Below are 13002 nucleotides of genomic sequence, written 5' to 3'. Positions count from 1 at the left end.
GGGCAGGCTCTTTGATTGGGCAATACGGTGGGACTATGCCTGCCTGGAAGATGAGCTGGCAATAAATAAAACGCATACCTGTAACAAGCTTATGCATTACTCCGGGGCGGCAGGTGGGTGCGATCCTTTGGCCAACTGTTGAAGGAGCCCGCACATGAATGCATCACCCAAAACCGCACTGGTTGTCAGTGCCCACTCGGCCGATTTTGTCTGGCGCGCCGGCGGTTCCATCGCCTTGCATGCGCAACAGGGTTATGCGGTGCACATTGTTTGCCTGTCGTATGGCGAGCGCGGTGAATCCGCCAAGTTGTGGCGCAAAGGCGAAATGAGTGAACAGCGGGTCAAGCAGGCGCGCCGCGAGGAAGCGCAGCAGGCCGCGGATATTTTGGGCGCCAGCGTCGAATTCTTCGATATCGGCGACTACCCGATGCGCGCCGACAAGGACACGCTGTTTCGCCTGGCTGATGTGTTTCGCCGCGTGCAGCCGGAGTTTGTGCTCAGCCATTCGATCAAGGACCCGTACAACTACGATCATCCGCTGGCCATGAACCTGACCCAGGAGGCACGCATCATTGCTCAGGCCGAAGGTTACCGGCCGGGCGAGAGAATCATCGGGGCACCACCGGTGTACAGCTTCGAGCCGCATCAGCCGGAACAGTGCGAGTGGCGCCCGGATGTGCTGCTGGATATCACCGATGTGTGGGACAAAAAATACGCGGCCATTCAATGCATGGCCGGTCAGGAACATCTATGGGAGTACTACACCCGTGTTGCTTTGCAGCGCGGGGTGCAGGCCAAGCGCAACGTGGGTATCGCCTCGGGGCGCAATATCGAGTATGCCGAGGGTTACCAGAGCATCTTCCCGCGTGTGACGGAGAACCTGGCATGAGCCAACTGATGGGTAAAACCGGCCTGGTCGTGCGCAATATCCCCCGTGCCGACGCGGCGCTGGTCAACGAACTGGGACGCTACGGGGTGGCCACGATCCATGAGGCCCAGGGCCGCAAAGGCCTGTTGGCCCCTCGCATCACACCGATCCAGCGCGGTACGGTGATCAGCGGCACGGCAGTGACAGTGCTGGTAGCGCCAGGGGATAACTGGATGTTCCATGTTGCCGTGGAGCAATGCCAACCCGGCGACATTCTGGTGGTGGCACCGACTTCACCTTGTACCGACGGTTATTTTGGCGATCTGCTGGCCACCTCGCTCAAGGCCCGTGGTGTGCGTGCACTGATTATCGATGCGGGAGTTCGCGACACCCATACCTTGCGTGGCATGGGCTTCCCGGTGTGGTCGCGGGCCATCAGTGCCCAGGGCACGATCAAGGAAACATTGGGCTCGGTGAACCTGCCGATCATCTGCGCCGGGCAACTGGTCAACCCTGGGGATGTGGTGGTGGCGGATGACGACGGGGTAGTGATTGTGCGCCGCGTCGAGGTGGCGAAGGTGGTCGAGGCCAGCCGCGAGCGGGCTGATCTGGAAGACCACAAAGCCCTGCGCCTGGCCAAGGGCGAGCTGGGGCTTGATATCTATAACATGCGCGGGCGGCTGGCCGAGAAAGGCCTGCGTTACGTCGACAGCATTGAAGAACTCGGGGGCTGAGCATGACCCAGACCCGCATTCCTTGCCTGTTGATGCGCGGTGGCACCTCAAAGGGCGCGTATTTTCTGGCCAGCGACTTGCCCGCAGACCCGCTGTTGCGTGATCTCGTGCTGCTGGCGGTCATGGGTTCGCCGGACAGCCGGCAGATTGACGGCATCGGTGGTGCCGACTCGCTAACCAGCAAGGTTGCAATTATCCAGCCGTCTGCCCGGCCGGACGCTGATGTGGACTATCTGTTTGCGCAAGTGCTGGTGGATGAGCCGCGAGTCGACTACGGCCAGAACTGCGGCAATATCCTGTCCGGCGTCGGGCCGTTTGCCCTTGAGCGGGGGCTGGTGCCAGTGGCGGGGGATGTGACCCCGGTACGGATATATATGCAGAACAGCGGGCAGATCGCGATTGCCCATGTGCCCACATCTTCCGGCCGTGTCTGCTACAGCGGTGATGCGCGAATCGATGGTGTGCCGGGATTTGCCGCGCCCCTGGTCGTCGAGTTCGAAGACATCGCCGGGGCCAGCTGCGGTGCGCTATTGCCAACGGGTAACGCTGTTGATGTGCTGGACGGAGTTGCAGTGACCTGCATTGACAATGGCATGCCGGTAGTGCTGCTGCGGGCCCAGGAACTGGGATGCAGTGGCTATGAAAGCCCGGCACAGCTGGATGCGGACGTTGCGCTCAGAGCACGGCTTGAGTCGATCCGCATGCAGGCCGGTCTGGCCATGAACCTGGGTGATGTGCGCCAGCGTAATGTGCCGAAAATGTGCCTGGTGGCACCTGCACAGGCGGGGGGGGCGTTGTGTACACGTACATTCATTCCGCATCGCTGCCATACCAGTATTGGCGTATTCGGGGCGGTCAGCGTGGCTGCCGCGTGTTTGATCGAGGGGAGTGTGGCGGCAGGATTGGCCCGGGTAGGGAAGGGGGATGTGCGGCAACTTTCGGTAGAACACCCGACAGGAGAGTTCACGGTGGAGCTGCGTTTGCACCACGGCCAGTTGGCTGGGTGCGGGCTGATGCGCACGGCGCGGTTGCTGTTTGACGGGGTGGTGTGTGTGCCGGCGGCGGTCTGGGCAGGCTAGGACAAATACGCGCTGGCGTGGTCTATGCTCTTGTTCCCACCGGTTTGCCGGTGTTCGCACAAACAGGAGGTTGACCATGAGCAAGAAGATTTTGGTGGTACTGACCAGCGTCGAGAAATACCCGAACCTTGATCGCGCCACAGGCTTATGGCTGGGCGAGGCCGTGCATTTTGTGCACAAGGTCGAGGCCGCAGGCTATGCCGTCGATTACGTCAGCCCGCAAGGTGGGTACACGCCGATCGACCCCCACAGCCTTGCCGCCGACATGGCGTCGCCGATTGACTGGCAGTGGTACCACAACAAGGCGTTTATGAACCGGCTTGGGGCAACACTGACGCCTGATCAGGTCAACCCGGATGACTACATCGCCATTTATTACGCGGGCGGCCATGGCGTGATCTGGGATTTCCCTGACAACGAGAAACTGCAAGCGCTCAGCCGTCATATCTATGAGCACGGCGGGGTGGTTTCGTCGGTGTGTCATGGCGCTGTGGGTTTACTGAATATCAAGCTGAGTAATGGTGAACTGCTGGTCAAGGGCAAGAAAGTCACTGGTTTTTCCAATGAAGAGGAAGACCTGGCCGGATTAAGCCAGCATGTGCCGTACCTGACCGAAACCGAGCTGGTGAAGCGCGGTGCCTTGTATCAAAAGGCCGGTACCCCATGGGCACCGTTTGCCATCGCAGACGGACGGCTGATTACCGGGCAAAACCCGGCATCGGGCGGGCCGGTGGCCGAGCTGGTACTGGCGGCGATTCAGTAAAATCCCCCGTTCTAAAGCCGATGCAGGCCCCTCAGTCTGCATCTACCTGCCTGATACCCACATTAAACTTTTGAATCCCAAGGATATTCTGTAGCCTTGTCGCGCTTCAGTGCTTGTCCGTGCCTGATAACACACATTCTCCCAGCGGGGCTTGCCGGCCCGGAGCTGGTGGTACACTCGACTTTCGCGCAACAGCGCTTGCAGGTCTTGCGAACATGACGCAAATTTCTGAACGACTTCTGGTTCAAGCCCACCTTGATGCCAAGCAGCCCAAGCCGTTGACTGAGGCTCAAGCCCTCAGCCTGCGGGCGCAAATCGCGGCTGAACTTAAAGCCCGCGACGCGGTGCTGGTGGCGCACTTTTATTGTGATCCGGTGATTCAGGCCCTGGCCGAAGAAACTGGCGGCTGTGTCTCTGACTCCCTGGAGATGGCCCGCTTTGGCGCGGCTCACCCGGCCAAGACCATTCTGGTCGCCGGTGTGCGCTTTATGGGCGAAACCGCAAAAATCCTCACCCCTGAAAAACGCGTGCTGATGCCGACGCTGGAGGCCACCTGCTCGCTGGACCTGGGCTGCCCGGTGGAAGAGTTCTCCGCGTTTTGCGACAAGCACCCCGAGCGCACAGTGGTGGTGTATGCCAACACGTCGGCGGCGGTCAAGGCCCGGGCGGACTGGGTGGTGACGTCAAGCTGCGCGCTGGAAATCGTCGAAAGCCTGATGGATAACGGCGAAACCATTATCTGGGGGCCGGACAAGCATCTGGGCCGTTATATCCAGCGCCAGACCGGTGCCGACATGCTGCTGTGGGACGGTGCCTGCATCGTTCACGAAGAGTTCAAGTCCAAGCAGCTGGAAGACATGAAGGCGCTGTACCCGGATGCAGCGATTCTGGTGCACCCGGAGTCGCCAGAGTCGGTGATCGATCTGGCCGATGCCGTGGGCTCTACCAGTCAGTTGATTGCTGCGGCGCAGAACCTGCCCAACAAGACCTTTATCGTGGCCACCGATCGCGGCATTTTCTACAAGATGCAGCAGTTGTGCCCGGACAAGGTGTTTATCGAAGCCCCGACCGCGGGTAACGGTGCGGCGTGCCGCAGTTGCGCACACTGTCCGTGGATGGCGATGAATACCCTGGAGCGCACGCTGGAATGCTTGCAGCAGGGCAGCAACGAAATCTTTGTCGACCCGGCACTGGTGCCCCATGCCATTCGCCCGCTCAAGCGCATGCTGGATTTCACCCAGGCGGCGCGGTTGAAGCTGGCGGGGAATGCCTGATTAGCAAACCCGCTCCCACAGGAACTGAGCCAGTCAGGCTCAGTTCATCATTTCCTTGAGCGCCCGTTCCTGATCCATCAACTCCCGCTTGCGCGCATCCAGGCGTGCCGACAGCTGAAAGTTGTTGGTCAGCTTCTGGGCGAAATCCAGCTGCTGGATGGCCTGGCGGTAATCCCCCACCAATGCGAAGTACTCCGCACGGGCCTGGTGCAGGCCGATGATATTGCCTGACAAACCTCGGGTCTCGGCAACCGAATACCAGACATCCGGGTCGTCGGGGCGGCTCTTGAGCAGCGCCTCAAGGGCCTTGTCGGCTTCCTTGGGATTATTCTGCTTGAGCAGCAAATCAACCCGGGCCTGATTGAGCGGGTAATTGCCCGGGTACAGGGTGCGCATCCGGTCGATACGTTGCTGGGCTTCGCTCAGGCGGTTGCTGTCCATGTCCAGCTCGATCTGTGCCAGGTTATAGGTGATGTCGTTGGGCGCCTTTTCCAGCAGTGGCTTGAGGGTCTCGCGGGCTTTGTTGAACTGGCTGCCTTTTATATAGGCAATCGCCAGGCCATAACGGGCTACGTTATTTTTCGGGTTTTCATCCAGTTGCTGGCGAAAGCGTTTGGCGGCCAGCCCCGGGGTTTCTTCGTAATTGAGTTGCACCCGGGCGCGGATCAACTGATAGCGCAGGCTGTCTTCAGTGCCGCCTGGCCGGGCCTGTTCCGCGCGGTTGCGGGTATCGGCGATACGCGACTCGGTGACCGGGTGAGTCAGCAAAAATTCCGGCGGCCTGCCATCAAAACGGTACTGGCGCATCAGGCGCTCAAACATGGTGGGCATGGAGCGCGGGTCGTAACCGGCTTTCTCCAGGTTAAGAATGCCGATGCGGTCAGCTTCCTGCTCGTTCTGACGCGAGAAGCGTCGCTGCTCTTGCAGGGCCGCAGCCTGGGTGCCGGCAATCGCAGCGATGCCGGCATCTCCTGCGCCAGAGGCTGCAACGATGATCCCGGCGAGTAGCGCTGCCATCATCGGCAGTTGCATGCGCTGCTGGGCTTCCACGCCACGGGCAAAGTGGCGTTGGGACAAGTGGGCCAGTTCGTGGGCCATTACCGAGGCATATTCACCTTCGGTCTGGGCATTGAGGAACAGGCCGCCGTTAACCCCGATGATGCCGCCGGGTGCGGCGAAGGCGTTGAGTTGCGGGCTGTTGATCAGGATGAATTCCAGGCGGCGGTCCTGCACCTGGCTGGTTTCGACCAGTTTGTAGACACTGGTCTCGACGTAGTCCTTGAGCTGCGGGTCGTTGAGTTGTGACACCTGGCCGCGCAACATGCCCAGCCAGGCGCGGCCCAGTTGGTACTCTTGCTGTGGCGAGACAATGGACGAACTGGCGTCACCCAGAGACGGTAAATCGTCGGCGAAACTCGGTGATGCGAGCAGGCAAGCGAGCGTCAACAGGGTAGGGCGCAGAAAAGTCATGCACAAGGCTCTGGTCGGTAAAGCGCTTACTGTAGCTGGACACTTGGCTGGCGACCAGTGGCGGGGTTGCTTGGGGTATTCTAGCCCGCATAAAAAAAGCCCTCTGTGGAGACGTATGCAATGACTGATGTGCTGGCCCATGATGCCGAACTGGATGCTGCCGGGCTCAATTGCCCGCTGCCACTGCTCAAGGCCAAGATGGCGCTTAACAAAATGGGCAGTGGCCAGACCCTCAAGGTGATTGCCACCGATGCCGGCTCACAACGGGACATTCGTACCTTCGCGCGCCTGGCAGGCCATGAGTTGCTGCGTGAAGAAGTAGATGCTGGCACTTATCGCTACTGGTTACGCAAGGCCTGACCCTTGCTTGACCTCGCTGTGGGAGCGAGCCTGCTCGCGAATGAATCGCTCCCGCAGAAGCGCTGCACTTTCTTTTAAGGAATATCGATGTTCAAGGTTTTACGTGGTTGGGTGCAGCGCTATTTCTCTGATGAAGAAGCGGTGGTGCTGGCGGTGTTGCTGGTGTTGGCTTTCACCGCCGTACTGACATTGGGCGGCATGCTGGCGCCGGTGCTGGCGGGCATGGTGCTGGCGTATTTGATGCAGGGCCTGGTGGTTGCACTGGAACGCATGCGGGTGCCGGCCGCGGCGGCAGTCGGGCTGGTGTTTGCGCTGTTTATGGGGCTGTTGCTGGTGTTTCTGGTGGTGGTAGTGCCTTTGCTCTGGCATCAGTTGATCACCCTGTTCAACGAACTGCCGGGCATGCTTGCCAAGTGGCAATCGTTGTTGCTGTTGCTGCCTGAGCGCTACCCTCACCTCGTATCGGATGAGCAGGTGTTACAGGCCATCGAAGTTGCACGGGGTGAAATCGGCAAGTTCGGGCAACTGGCACTGACCTTTTCGCTGTCCAGTTTGCCGCTGCTGGTCAACATCATGATTTATCTGGTGCTGGTACCGATCCTGGTGTTTTTCTTCCTCAAGGACCGCGCGGTGATTGGCCGTTGGGTGCGGGGTTATTTGCCCCGTGAACGGGCATTGATTACCCGCGTGGCCGAAGAAATGAACCGCCAGATTGCTAATTACATTCGCGGCAAGGTGATCGAGATCATCATTTGTGGCGGCGTGACCTATATCGCCTTTGTCACCATGGGCCTCAACTATGCGGCCTTGCTGGCGCTGCTAGTGGGGGTTTCGGTAGTGGTGCCCTATGTCGGGGCGGTGGTGGTGACGGTGCCGGTGCTGCTGATTGCGCTGTTCCAGTGGGGCTGGAGCGATCAGTTTATCTACCTGATGGCGGTCTACGGGATCATTCAGACCCTGGACGGCAATGTGCTGGTACCGCTGCTGTTCTCCGAGGCGGTGAGCCTGCACCCGGTGGCGATCATTTGTGCGGTGCTGTTGTTTGGCGGTTTATGGGGGTTCTGGGGGATATTCTTTGCGATCCCGCTGGCGACCTTGTTCAAGGCCGTGCTCGATGCCTGGCCGCGCGAGCAGCAAGTCGTATCACCGCTGTTGTAAATCACTGAACGCCAGAGATGAAAAAGCCCCGGCTCGTAAGAGTCGGGGCTTTTTCGTTACTGCATCAGCTTACGCTTGAATAACCGGGATATTGGCATTGGCGGCCGCTTCACGGAATTCGGCGATCTGATCAAAGCTCAGGTAGCGGTACACGTCCGCAGCCATGGTGTTGATCTCTGCCGCGTAGGCCATGTATTCCTCAACGGAAGGCAGGCGACCCAGGATCGAGGCCACCGACGCCAACTCGGCCGAAGCCAGGTAAACGTTCGCGCCGTCACCCAGACGGTTCGGGAAGTTACGGGTCGAAGTCGACACAACAGTCGAGTTCGGCTCTACACGTGCCTGGTTACCCATGCACAGCGAGCAGCCCGGCATTTCCATGCGCGCGCCAGCTTTGCCGTAAATACCGTAGTAGCCTTCTTCGGTCAGTTGGTGAGCGTCCATCTTGGTCGGCGGCGACAGCCACAGACGGGTTGGCAGCTGGCCTTTGACCTTGTCCAGCAACTTGCCCGCAGCGCGGAAGTGGCCGATGTTGGTCATGCACGAACCGATAAACACTTCGTCGATTTTCTCGCCAGCAACGCTGGACAGCAGACGGGCGTCATCCGGGTCGTTTGGCGCGCAGAGCACAGGCTCTTTGATGTCAGCCAGATCGATTTCGATAATGTGCGCGTATTCGGCGTCAGCATCGGCTTCCATCAGCTCAGGGTTGGCTACCCAGGCTTCCATCGCTTGAGCACGACGCTCGAGGGTACGTGCGTCGCCGTAACCTTCACCGATCATCCAGCGCAGCAGGGTGATGTTGGAATTCAGGTATTCGGTGATCGACTCTTTGGACAACTTGATGGTGCAACCGGCTGCCGAACGTTCTGCCGAAGCGTCGGACAGTTCGAAGGCTTGCTCGATGCTCAGGTTGTCCAGACCTTCGATTTCCAGGATACGACCCGAGAATTCGTTGATCTTGCCTTTCTTCTCTACCGTCAGCAGGCCTTTCTGGATAGCGACGTAAGGAATGGCGTGAACCAGGTCACGCAGGGTGATGCCCGGTTGCATTTCGCCCTTGAAGCGAACCAGAACCGATTCCGGCATATCCAATGGCATTACGCCAGTAGCTGCGGCGAACGCCACCAGACCCGAACCGGCCGGGAACGAAATGCCCATCGGGAAACGGGTGTGGGAGTCACCACCGGTACCGACGGTATCCGGCAGCAGCATGCGGTTCAGCCAGCTGTGGATGATGCCGTCGCCCGGACGCAGGGAAACACCGCCGCGGGTCATGATGAAGTCAGGCAGGGTGTGGTGGGTGGTCACGTCGATCGGCTTTGGATAAGCCGCGGTGTGGCAGAACGACTGCATCACCAGATCAGCGGAGAAGCCCAGGCACGCCAGGTCCTTCAGTTCGTCACGGGTCATAGGACCGGTGGTGTCCTGAGAACCTACGGTGGTCATCTTCGGTTCGCAGTAAGTGCCTGGACGAACGCCGGTCACGCCGCACGCCTTGCCGACCATTTTCTGCGCCAGGGTGAAACCCTTGGTGCTTTCAACCGGTGCTTCAGGCTTCTTGAACAGGTCGGTAGGGCCCAGACCCAGCTCGGCGCGAGCCTTCTCGGTGAGGCCGCGGCCGATGATCAGCGGAATACGGCCGCCAGCGCGTACTTCGTCCAACAGAACCGGGGTTTTCAGTTCGAAAGTGGTGATGACTTCGTCAGTACCGTGCTTGCAGACTTTGCCTGCGTGCGGGTACAGGTCGATCACGTCGCCCATGTTGATGTTGGAAACATCAAATTCGATTGGCAGTGCGCCAGCATCTTCCATGGTGTTGTAGAAGATCGGAGCGATTTTGCTGCCGAAGCAGAAACCGCCGGCACGCTTGTTCGGTACATAAGGAACGTCGTCGCCGAAGAACCACAGTACGGAGTTGGTTGCCGACTTGCGCGACGAACCGGTACCGACTACGTCACCGACGTAAGCGATAGGGAAGCCCTGGCCGCGCATTTCTTCGATTTGCTTCATCGGGCCGATGGAGCCTTGCACGTCCGGCACGATACCGTCACGGGCCATTTTCAGCATGGCCAGGGCGTGCAGCGGGATGTCAGGGCGCGACCAGGCGTCCGGTGCCGGCGACAGGTCGTCGGTGTTGGTTTCGCCGGTTACCTTGAACACGCGCAGGCTGATTTTGTCAGCCAGGGTAGGGCGGTTCTTGAACCACTCGCCGTCAGCCCAGGACTGCACCACGGCTTTGGCGTGGGCATTGCCGTTCTTGGCTTTTTCTGCAACGTCGTGGAAGGCGTCAAACATCAGCAGGGTGTGCTTGAGTTGCTCGGCGGCAACTGGAGCCAGCTCCGCGTCGTCCAGCAGGTCAACCAGGGTCACGATGTTGTAGCCGCCCTGCATGGTGCCAAGCAGTTCAACAGCGCGTTTTTTGCTGATCAGCGGAGAGGTCGCTTCGCCTTTGGCAATCGCGGCCAGGAAGCCGGCTTTTACGTAAGCAGCTTCGTCAACACCCGGCGGAATGCGGTTGGTGATCAGGTCAACGAGGAATTCTTCTTCGCCGGCAGGCGGGTTTTTCAGCAGCTCAACCAGGCCTGCGGTTTGTTCGGCGTTAAGCGGCTGGGGAACGATACCCAGTGCTGCGCGCTCTTCGATATGTTTGCGGTAGGCTTCAAGCACAGTTATTACCCTCATCATTGGTCCCAAATGGGTGTCCGGGACGCTCATCCAGGAATGCCGAGCACTCATGCGCTGCGCGGCTTTATGAGCCGCTTGGCCAGAGTTTCAAGGATTCCCAACAGAAGCTGTTTTCAAAGTTTTACGCCTTCCGAACGGGGGAGATGATGAATGTCGGTGGGGGTATCTGCAGTGCAAACACCCTTCACCAACACCGTTCTTCGGGATCAACTGTGCTCGTGACGCTTTGAAAACAGCTTCTAACGGACATTGGCGCCTTAAAAGGCAGGCCGATTCTACGGTAAAAACTTGTTAAAGGTAAGTTAGGCCCTGAAGGTTGAGGGGTGATCTGCGTTAGACAAAGGGCTAACATGGCCACCTGTTTCGTTCTGCAGTGCTCTATTTCGCCATGTCCAATCAAACCATCAAAACCCCCTGCATAGGCCTTTGCTCAACGGTTTACGGCGACCTTGTGTGCCGTGGTTGCAAGCGTTTCCATCATGAAGTGATCAACTGGAACGGTTACAACGAGGAAGAAAAGCGTGCCGTGTGGCGTCGGCTCGAGCAGCTTTTGGTGCAGGTGATGGCCGGCAAGGTCGAAGTGTTCGACCGGGCCACGCTGCGTGACCAGCTGGTGGCGCGCAAAATCCGCTTTGTGCCTGCCCAGTCCGAGTATTGCTGGGCCTACCAGCTGATTGCCCGCGGGGCGCGGGTGATCAACCAGCTGGAGCTGTACGGCATGGTGCTGTTGCCGGAGTTTCGCGGCTGGCCGCTGACCGATCTGCGCGATGCCATTGATCGGGAATTTTTCCTCCTGTCCGAAGCGCATTATCAGCGCTATATCGCCCCGGGCTTTCTGAAGGATGCGTTTGGCGAGTAAGCGCTCAGAGCTTGCTCGCCAGTTGCTCCAGATGCTCGACGATGTCATCGGGCTTGAGCACCAGAATGTCGCTTTCCAGCTTGTCGATCACCACTTCGGCGGTATTGCCGATCAGGGCCCCGGAAAAGCCGGTACGGGCGACGGTGCCCATCACGGTGACCACGGCGTCCAGGTTTTTGGCTACCCGCGGAATGATCACGTCCGCCGGGCCTTCTTCAATATGCAGGCGGCTGTCGTCAATTTCGCATTGTTGCTGGAAGACTTTACATTCTGCGCGGTAGGTCTGTTCCAGCTCGGTATCCAGCGGGTAGACCGCGTCGACTGTTGCGAGCATTGGCGCCGGGTGGGCGCTGACCACATGCAGTTCGGCATGGGCCATGCTGGCGATGCGAAAGCCGTGGTCGACAATGCTGGTATGCAGGGCCATATGTTCCGGGTCGTTATTGCCCACGTCGACGGCTGCCAGTATCACGCCGTGCTCCCAGCTCTGTGCTGTTTTGGCCAGCAGCACCGGGCTTGGGCAATAGCGCAGCAGTTTCCAGTCCTCAGGGGTCAGCAGGACTTTTTTTAGCGGGTTGTCGGGCACATGCTGTTTGATCACCAGCCCGCAGTTGTGCGCCTGCTGCACTTTGATAATGGTGGCGTGCTGGCTTTCGTGCCAGGCCTGCTCGCTGCTCACACTGTAGGCTTCGCTTTTGAGGCTGCTTTCAAGCACGCTCAGCAGGGCTGAGTGGTCATTTTTTTTATCGCAGATCAATAGATGCAGATGCGCCTTGGTGTGACTGGCAATGTGCTTGGCCCGCTTGAGTGCGAGGCTTTCCATCAGGTGAGGCTCGATGACGACCAACAGGCTGTTAATGCTGTGCATGACCGGTGACTCCACATGTAATAGAAACGGCGTGCATTCACTATAGTTGGTCGGCAGTTGAACCTGCGTTGATGCATATCAAGTTGTGTCGTTGGTGCTGCGCGCCGGGGCCCGTATAATCACCGGCTCGCCTCAATTCAGTCTTTGTGAGTCCCATGTCAGCAATTGTTCAAATCACTGCCGGTCTGCCGTGCAATTCCCAATGCCTGGGAGTGTGCGCGTGAATCTTCCTGAAATTCATGAGTTCCTGGGTTGCCGAACGCCTGACGGCTGGATTGCAGCGGCACTGGCTGATCAGGAAACCCTGCTGATCGATCACAAAAACTGCGAGTTCAAGGCCGCCAGCACGGCGCTGAGCCTGATCGCCAAATATCACTCCCATGTTGACCTGATCAATATGATGTCGCGTCTGGCTCGTGAAGAGCTGGTGCACCACGAGCAAGTCATGCGTCTGATGAAAAAGCGCAAGATCGAGCTGCGCCAGCTATCGGCCGGGCGCTATGCCTCGGCGCTGCGCAAGGTGGTGCGCAACCATGAGCCGGTCAAGCTGGTGGATACCCTGGTGGTGGGGGCGTTTATCGAGGCCCGCAGCTGCGAGCGTTTCGAGGCGCTGGTGCCGCATCTGGACGAAGAGCTCGGCAAGTTCTACTTCGGTCTGCTCAAGAGCGAGGCCCGACATTTCCAGGGTTATCTGAAGCTGGCCTACCAGTATGGCGACGCCAAGGATATCGCCCAGGTGATCGAGCGGGTGAGGGCGGCGGAGCAGGAGCTGATTGAATCGCCGGATGTTGAATTCCGCTTTCATAGTGGTGTGCCGGCAGTTTCTTGAGTCTTCTGTAGATCTACTGTGGGAGCGGGCTTGCTCGCGATGCAGACGCTGC

The 13002-nt window shown here is 59.1% G+C and carries 12 protein-coding genes; 9 read left to right on the top strand and 3 right to left on the bottom strand.

The window, feature by feature from the left end; all coding sequences use genetic code 11:
- The first annotated feature begins 154 nt into the window (after positions 1-154).
- The 5 genes from galB to nadA all read left to right on the top strand — a co-directional run bounded on the left by galB (position 155) and on the right by nadA (position 4718).
- Positions 155-889, top strand: a complete 735-nt coding sequence (gene galB / locus QN377_RS03720) for a 4-oxalmesaconate hydratase (protein WP_095019330.1) — start codon at positions 155-157, stop codon at positions 887-889.
- Complete coding sequence (locus QN377_RS03715; protein ID WP_095019329.1) at positions 886-1602, top strand: 4-carboxy-4-hydroxy-2-oxoadipate aldolase/oxaloacetate decarboxylase; 717 nt, start codon at positions 886-888, stop codon at positions 1600-1602. Before galB ends, QN377_RS03715 begins: the two co-directional genes overlap by 4 nt.
- 2 nt (positions 1603-1604) lie before the next feature.
- Positions 1605-2681 carry a 4-oxalomesaconate tautomerase gene (locus tag QN377_RS03710; RefSeq protein WP_095001727.1) on the top strand — a complete coding sequence of 359 codons (1077 nt, stop codon included), beginning with the start codon at positions 1605-1607 and terminating at the stop codon, positions 2679-2681.
- Positions 2682-2757: 76 nt separating this feature from the next.
- Positions 2758-3444: a type 1 glutamine amidotransferase domain-containing protein gene (locus QN377_RS03705; RefSeq protein ID WP_095019328.1), complete on the top strand. Its 687-nt coding sequence runs from the start codon at positions 2758-2760 to the stop codon at positions 3442-3444.
- Between the two features lie 215 nt (positions 3445-3659).
- The gene (gene nadA, locus QN377_RS03700; protein WP_095001725.1) at positions 3660-4718 is read left to right on the top strand and encodes a quinolinate synthase NadA; all 1059 of its coding nucleotides are present in this window, start codon (positions 3660-3662) and stop codon (positions 4716-4718) included.
- A gap of 39 nt (positions 4719-4757) precedes the next feature.
- Here nadA and QN377_RS03695 read toward each other — a convergent pair whose 3' ends face one another.
- Complete coding sequence (locus tag QN377_RS03695) at positions 4758-6188, bottom strand: M48 family metalloprotease (protein ID WP_322212583.1); 1431 nt, start codon at positions 6186-6188, stop codon at positions 4758-4760.
- A 120-nt stretch (positions 6189-6308) separates the two neighbouring features.
- Between QN377_RS03695 and QN377_RS03690 the strand changes: the two genes are divergently transcribed.
- Together QN377_RS03690 and QN377_RS03685 are read left to right on the top strand one after the other, a co-directional pair.
- On the top strand, positions 6309-6548 hold the full coding sequence (locus QN377_RS03690; protein WP_095001723.1) for a sulfurtransferase TusA family protein: 240 nt from the start codon (positions 6309-6311) through the stop codon (positions 6546-6548).
- Positions 6549-6635: 87 nt separating this feature from the next.
- The gene (locus QN377_RS03685) at positions 6636-7706 is read left to right on the top strand and encodes an AI-2E family transporter (protein WP_029611582.1); all 1071 of its coding nucleotides are present in this window, start codon (positions 6636-6638) and stop codon (positions 7704-7706) included.
- A gap of 69 nt (positions 7707-7775) precedes the next feature.
- On the opposite strand, the gene acnB is transcribed toward QN377_RS03685, so the two are convergent.
- Positions 7776-10376, bottom strand: a complete 2601-nt coding sequence (gene acnB / locus QN377_RS03680) for a bifunctional aconitate hydratase 2/2-methylisocitrate dehydratase (RefSeq protein ID WP_095001721.1) — start codon at positions 10374-10376, stop codon at positions 7776-7778.
- 406 nt (positions 10377-10782) lie between these two features.
- Between acnB and QN377_RS03675 the strand changes: the two genes are divergently transcribed.
- Entirely contained in the window at positions 10783-11253 is a 471-nt protein-coding gene (locus tag QN377_RS03675; RefSeq protein WP_095001720.1) for a DUF1289 domain-containing protein, read from the top strand.
- Positions 11254-11257: 4 nt separating this feature from the next.
- On the opposite strand, the gene QN377_RS03670 is transcribed toward QN377_RS03675, so the two are convergent.
- Positions 11258-12121 carry a universal stress protein gene (locus tag QN377_RS03670; RefSeq protein WP_095001719.1) on the bottom strand — a complete coding sequence of 288 codons (864 nt, stop codon included), beginning with the start codon at positions 12119-12121 and terminating at the stop codon, positions 11258-11260.
- 220 nt (positions 12122-12341) lie between these two features.
- Between QN377_RS03670 and QN377_RS03665 the strand changes: the two genes are divergently transcribed.
- On the top strand, positions 12342-12950 hold the full coding sequence (locus QN377_RS03665) for a tRNA-(ms[2]io[6]A)-hydroxylase (protein WP_095001718.1): 609 nt from the start codon (positions 12342-12344) through the stop codon (positions 12948-12950).
- Positions 12951-13002: the final 52 nt, after the last annotated feature.

This window comes from Pseudomonas sp. CCC4.1 (assembly GCF_035019225.1).
Taxonomy (GTDB): Bacteria; Pseudomonadota; Gammaproteobacteria; order Pseudomonadales; family Pseudomonadaceae; genus Aquipseudomonas; species Aquipseudomonas bubulae.
Note: the sequence above shows the minus strand (reverse complement) of the source record. Positions and strands in the feature narration are given on the sequence as shown.

Excerpts from the sequence above, each read along its gene's own strand:
- QN377_RS03685 (WP_029611582.1), top strand. The coding sequence starts at position 6,636 with ATGTTCAAGGTTTTACGTGGTTGGGTGCAGCGCTATTTCTCTGATGAA.
- QN377_RS03715 (WP_095019329.1), top strand. The coding sequence starts at position 886 with ATGAGCCAACTGATGGGTAAAACCGGCCTGGTCGTGCGCAATATCCCC.
- QN377_RS03670 (WP_095001719.1), bottom strand. The coding sequence starts at position 12,121 with ATGCACAGCATTAACAGCCTGTTGGTCGTCATCGAGCCTCACCTGATG.
- QN377_RS03675 (WP_095001720.1), top strand. The coding sequence starts at position 10,783 with ATGTCCAATCAAACCATCAAAACCCCCTGCATAGGCCTTTGCTCAACG.
- QN377_RS03695 (WP_322212583.1), bottom strand. The coding sequence starts at position 6,188 with ATGACTTTTCTGCGCCCTACCCTGTTGACGCTCGCTTGCCTGCTCGCA.
- QN377_RS03710 (WP_095001727.1), top strand. The coding sequence starts at position 1,605 with ATGACCCAGACCCGCATTCCTTGCCTGTTGATGCGCGGTGGCACCTCA.
- nadA (WP_095001725.1), top strand. The coding sequence starts at position 3,660 with ATGACGCAAATTTCTGAACGACTTCTGGTTCAAGCCCACCTTGATGCC.
- QN377_RS03705 (WP_095019328.1), top strand. The coding sequence starts at position 2,758 with ATGAGCAAGAAGATTTTGGTGGTACTGACCAGCGTCGAGAAATACCCG.
- galB (WP_095019330.1), top strand. The coding sequence starts at position 155 with ATGAATGCATCACCCAAAACCGCACTGGTTGTCAGTGCCCACTCGGCC.
- QN377_RS03690 (WP_095001723.1), top strand. The coding sequence starts at position 6,309 with ATGACTGATGTGCTGGCCCATGATGCCGAACTGGATGCTGCCGGGCTC.